A 1,165-nucleotide genomic window follows, 5' to 3' on the forward strand; every position below is an offset into this window, starting at 1 on the left:
TAAAATCAGGCCGTCTGAAAGAATGCCTACACTGGCTTATTAAGAATTAGGAGATAAAAAATGGACATGAAAAGACGTGATTTCTTAAAAATGACCGCCGCGCTGGCAGCCGCAGGCGTTTCGCCTTCTCTACTTGCTGCCGGTAAAGAGCAATTTACCGTGTACGGCGCACCGGCAATGCCCAGCGTTACCATTGCTGTAGCGGCGTTGCAAGGCAAGCTGGCGAAACAGGCAGATGTATCGCTGAAAATCTGGCGTTCACCCGACCAACTGCGTGCAGGCGTAGCAAGCGGACAATTTAAAGTCATGATGAGCCCGAGCAATGTCGGCGTAAACCTGCGCAACCAAGGGCAAAAAGTCGGCATGGTGAATATTTTGACCAACGGCATCACGCAGCTGATGTGCAAAGGCAGCGCGATTACCTCGCCGCAGGATTTGGTCGGCAAAAAAATCCTTGTGCCGTTTAAAAACGACATGCCCGACATCGTGCTGCAAGCTTTGTTGAAAAAACTGAAAATCGACGCGCACAAAGTCGGCATCACTTACACAGCCACACCGCCCGAAGCAGTCGGACTGTTTTTGAGCAAAGACTACCACGCCGCCATCCTGCCTGAACCGATGGCAACCGCCAGCCTGCTTAAAGGCAAAACCATGGGTGTAAACGTCGTGCGCGGCTTTGATTTAGTGAAAGCATGGGGGCAGGCGTTTGACACCAAACCGCTGATTCCGATGGCGGGCATCATCGCCAACGAAGAATATTTCCACGCACACAAGGCGCAGTTCGACCTCTTCCATCAGGATTTGAAAAACGCGCTCAACTGGATATTGGCCAACCGACAAAGCGCGGCGAAAATTGGCAAAAACTACCTCCCAGCCCCCGAACCCGCCCTAGTCATGGGCTTGGACGGTGCGCGGTTGACGGTAACCAAAGGCAGCGAAGTGAAGAACGAGATTTTGAAGTTTTACGAAATCCTGATGCAGTTCAACCCGAAACTTTTGGGCGGCAAGCTGCCGGATAACGGGTTCTTCTTGGCTTAACGGGAGGGGGGTCGTCTGAAAAAGGGGAAGTTAGTATTGGGGAATCCAATATACCCTTTTCAGACGACCTATCAGATAATAGTTAGAACAGTACACAAAAAGCCGTCATTCCCGCGCAGGCGGGAAT

The 1,165-nt window shown here is 51.4% G+C and carries 1 protein-coding gene; it reads left to right on the forward strand.

What is annotated here, in order from left to right:
- The first annotated feature begins 60 nt into the window (after positions 1-60).
- The gene (locus ACTHS3_RS13830) at positions 61-1,038 is read left to right on the forward strand and encodes an ABC transporter substrate-binding protein (RefSeq protein WP_049248358.1); all 978 of its coding nucleotides are present in this window, start codon (positions 61-63) and stop codon (positions 1,036-1,038) included.
- The last annotated feature ends 127 nt before the right edge of the window (positions 1,039-1,165 follow it).

The sequence above is a fragment of the Neisseria sp. P0009.S007 genome, assembly GCF_051962515.1.